We start from the raw sequence: 3,630 nt of genomic DNA on the forward strand, positions 1-3,630 counted from the left end.
CGCTACGACGTTGTCTTTGAACTCCTGCGAATATCGCATGTTTTGCCACTCCATGAAAGGTTGAAGGGGTGGCGAAAGTTAGTATGACATCTAATGCCTCGTCTCCAAAGACGGCCGTCATCAGTTCCCCTGCAAAGGCATTGTCGTTCGATGGCATCAAAACGGATTGAGAGCGTGCACGTTTGGCCGTGAGGAACATCTGAAGCTTTTCGTCGAATGTTTCCAGACCGTCGCCGGGAAAAGCGGCAATCGGAATATGGACGACAACGTCCTTCGTCTGTCCAATGCGCCAGCATCGGTCTGAACACTGGTCCTCAACTGCCGGGTTCCACCATCTCTCTAGATGAACGACATGATTTGCGGCCGTCAGCGTGAGCCCAGTCCCGGCAGCCCGGCTGGTGAGAATCACCACGTCGAACTGCCCGGCCTTTTCCGGCCGCTGGAATTCCCGCACGACCCTCTGGCGGGCTGCGGCAAGCATCATTCCGTTGATGATGCCGGGCTCCTTTTCAAGCTTGTAATGCTGCTGAATTTTCCTGGCTAAGGCTCGCTGAAGCGCTACGTGGAGCACAAAAACCACCGCTTTTTCGTTCTTCGCCTTAACTTCATCAAGAATTTTGAAGAGCGCCGTGAAACGGGCAGAGTTCGCAATATCCTCGTCCGTGAGAACAAAAGTTGAGTTTTCGCTGGCCAAGCCTTTTTTGGAAGCCCCGCCGATGCTGGCTCGTGCAGAGCCGGCAGCACCAATTTTCTTCGGCGACAAACAGGCTGCAGAAAGCATATGCAGAAGCTGAAGTCCGGGAATGCTCGCCTTGCCGTTCAAGGATGAATTGCGAAGATTCAGCACCTCCTGATAGGCAGCAGCCTGTTCCGGAGGCATCGGAACCCGGTAGAGCTTCTCGATCTTGGCTTTGAGGTCCTTGAGGCGGTCAGTTTTGAGGCGACGGAGCATGAGCTGAATGCCTTTCGCATCCTCAGGGGAAGCTGCGTCGCTAGAAAGATCAGTACCAGACGGGCCGCCCGCGATCTCCGTTGATTTCTGGCCAAGGAGAAGGGCATTAAGTTCGCGGCCGGCCGTCTCTGCTGAAGCGACGTCGTCGCCCCGGCAGAACCTGTTCGAAAAGGTTTTCGCCGACCCCATTACCCCCGGTACGGTAGCGTCGAGGATGGACCAGAGATCCATAAAGGTATTCTCAACTGGGGTACCCGTCATGGCGAGAAGGAATTCAGATTTGAGTCCTTTGATGCACTCGGTGAGAAGCGCTGTTGGATTCTTGATGCGCTGAGCTTCATCGAGAACGATGAGCCCCCAGTTCTGCTGAAAAAAGAACTCCTGCTGATTGCGGACTGACTCGTAGGTTGTGACGGCCCAGGTGCATCCTTCCAGCTGCTCCGTACGCTCCGTCAGGGACTGCTTCATCATGCGGCGCACGCTCGCAGCCGAGAGGTCAAGTCCTCGTCCGTAGGCTTCGCCCAGCCACTTTCGTCCTTCAGTCAGCCAATTCTCGAGAAGCCCGGCAGGAGCAATGATCAGGGTAGGGAGGCCCGAGTCGGCAGCTTTCATTCCTTCAGCAAGCCAGGCGGCAAAGGCAAGGCATTCGATGGTCTTGCCGAGCCCCATATCGTCCGCAAGGAGCGCACCGGGAATGCCCCTGTTCCAAAGGTCCTTCAGCCAGGAGAGCGCCTCTTCCTGATGCGGCAGCAGGGAGAGTCCGGATGAGAGCGTTGATAGCGGGTGCTGCCAGGGCGTGCGGTTGACAAGCTCAGCTTGATACTCAAGCGCTTCCAGATTCCGCTTGATGTCAGGGCCGAACTGAACGCGCTCTTCAGCGTTGCTCTCGACCTTATCCTCTTCTCCCTTGTTGTCGCGATACGGTTCGTCCGGTTTCCCGTCTTTATCGGTTGTCTGGGGAAATACCTTGCGGCAGCATTCCAGAAGAGATGCGGCATTGATGCTCTCCACCGGAATCATCGTATCCTTTACCTTCACGAGGGCATCTCCCTTGACGCTCGCCTCATGAAGGTCGCTGATGAGTTTTTCGAGCTCCGCCTGCGTAAGGCAGAAGAATTGTCCATGAAGAACCAGCCCCGCTCTGTCGGCACCGTCGGCATACCAGTCGGTCTTGATCGGCTGCATGAATGAGAGCGTCTGGCGCTGCCAGGGTCCCAGAGCCTTAACGCGGTCGCTGATGAACTCAGGCGTTTCCACAAACGTGAAGTTCACGAGGTCGTCGAGACTGTCATCCTTAACGCCAGCCTTGGCGAGGGCCTTCATGATGGCCTGTCGAGGGTTCTCGAGGAATCGCATGCGCTCATCCGGACTCGCGTGGTTGATGTCCCGAATGGCCTCGACGACATGCTGCGTATCGGGTGGCATGAAGAGATACGTCCCGCCGCCGAGGGGCACGTGACCGTTGATCGGGAGACCGCTGTCGAGAAAATGTGAGAAGTCCTTTTTCTCTCCTTTGAGGAGAAGCGGCAGGAAATCATCGGATTGTCCGGAGATGCCTTTCGGACGAAGAATGACGGGACGAAGCTTCCCGTGGTCATCGACCTCAGCCGTCACGCGCACAGCAGTGAGAAGCTTGGCGCGGGAAATGCCGGCGACCGCCTTTTCGACGGCACGCGACATGGAGAGCACCGACATGGCTTCAGCCCAGGCGAAATTCCGGTCAACATTGGGATCCGATAGAGCGTTCTTATAGGCTTCGATCGTTTCTGCAACGATGAAAACTTCGGGCGGAAGCAAATGAGGAGGACGGCCGCCGTAAGTGATCTGGAGTCCGATGCGGGTTGGGCGGATCAGTCGGCGCTTATCGGAAATGAAGGCAACATTGATTGAAAAGTCGTCGGAATAGGGCGTTCCCTCTGAATCAACAGCAATCGACTCGCCGCCCAGAGGGGGGAGGCCCATCAGGGGCCAGAGCCGGGGCTCAATGCCTGCGATTACGGCATCGGGAACAATCAATGCCTGTCGTGATTCATCCCATTCAGCTTCCCCGCTGTCTCGGAGAGACATGAGCGTTTGAATGCCCTCAAGGGCTTCCGGAGAGGCAAGAGCGTCCCATTCCTCAATAGCAGCATCATTCAGGGAAATCTGAAAGGCACTGCAGCATTGGGTCTTAAGCAGATACTGCCGGTAAAGTTTTTCGCGCTCGGGGATCTCAGGCGAATGAGCTGCATCAACGGCTTCTTGATCCTTATCGTTCTCTGCAAGGACGCGGAGCGTATTGGCTGTCATTCTGTGCAGTTCATCAAGCGGTATGGTAGTTTTTACCGCTTTAGGCACCACAAGGCTCTTTGAATCAACGTAGGAACGACTCCCCATCCGGGCTGATCCTTCACTCTTCTTATTCTTTTTAAGGAAATCAAAAATCATGGGAGTTCCTTTATGAGCTTTTTGCTTGATTTTTTCTTCGATTCCGGGCTGGATTACATACGATAGTTCAAAAGAATTTGTATTTTTTCATCTGCACTCGTCGTCCAATAGCGTGTATGGTTTATTGTGTAGAACTTGCCTTCCTGATCCTTTAGGGAAGGTCTGAGCAAGTGCCAATTTTTATGACTGCAACCGGAAAATCCGGACCCAACACATAAATTCGGTTGTTTACAGTCTAAAAATTGGCAGTT

At 54.6% G+C, this 3,630-nt stretch carries 1 protein-coding gene; it reads right to left on the reverse strand.

Going from position 1 to position 3,630, the window contains the following annotated elements:
• Positions 1-3,241 (reverse strand): DEAD/DEAH box helicase (locus GBM95_RS11280; RefSeq protein ID WP_193222686.1); only part of this gene is annotated, 3,241 nt, incomplete at its 3' end.
• Between the last annotated feature and the right edge of the window lie 389 nt (positions 3,242-3,630).

This window comes from Sutterella seckii, assembly GCF_009183815.1.
GTDB classification, from domain to species: Bacteria; Pseudomonadota; Gammaproteobacteria; order Burkholderiales; family Burkholderiaceae_F; genus Sutterella; species Sutterella seckii.